1 protein-coding gene is annotated in these 755 nt (G+C 33.0%); it reads left to right on the plus strand.

Annotation, left to right across the window (positions count from 1 at the left end; all coding sequences use genetic code 11):
* Positions 1–240 precede the first annotated feature (240 nt).
* Positions 241–666: a MaoC family dehydratase gene (locus AC59HZ_RS31450; RefSeq protein WP_027323078.1), complete on the plus strand. Its 426-nt coding sequence runs from the start codon at positions 241–243 to the stop codon at positions 664–666.
* The last annotated feature ends 89 nt before the right edge of the window (positions 667–755 follow it).

The raw sequence follows: 755 nt of genomic DNA on the forward strand, positions 1-755 counted from the left end.
TAACGGGTGCAAGAGTTAAACAAGAGGTTGCTGCAGCAGCGTCTTTTTTTCTTATTGAACTTACGAAACAAGATAGTTAAATAAGGTATTTACAATTGCAAAGATGAATTATATATATCCCCAAAAAAGTATTCTTTTCTATAGATTTTAGAGGATTTTGAGTATTTTTTTAACTTGATGTGTATTTGATGCTACCTTAATATAAACAAGTGCAAAAGTTTCTAAATAAGAGGTGTAATTATGAAGTTTGATGAGTTTACAGTTGGACAGGTATTTGAAACTAAGTCCTTCAAAATGACAAAAGCGGATATTATGAGATTTGCAGGCGAATTTGATCCTCAATATATGCATTTAGATGAGGAAAAAGCAAAGCAGGGGAGATTTGATGGAATCATCGCTTCCGGACTACATACATTAAGCATTTCAGTAAGGCTTTGGATTGAACAAGGTATCTATGGTGATGATATCATCGCTGGAACAGGGATGAATAATATGAAATTTATAAAACCGGTGTATCCTGGTGATGAATTGTATACCATCGCCGAGGTTATCGATAAGAAAGAGACGAAGAATGAATCGGGAATCATTACTGTATTGTTATCTACTTACAACGATAAAGAAGATAAAGTATTAGAAGTAGACCTGTCGGGATTGATTAAGCGATGATGTGTTGTAATTGAAAATAAGTGAAATAATCTACACAAGTCAATTTAAGCTTATGGGTTGAGTATTTTCATAATTGCATTTTTGGAAAG

The organism is Neobacillus sp. DZ-9 (genome assembly GCF_059587065.1).

Coding starts and splice junctions, on each gene's coding strand:
- AC59HZ_RS31450 (WP_027323078.1), top strand. CDS start 241: ATGAAGTTTGATGAGTTTACAGTTGGACAGGTATTTGAAACTAAGTCC.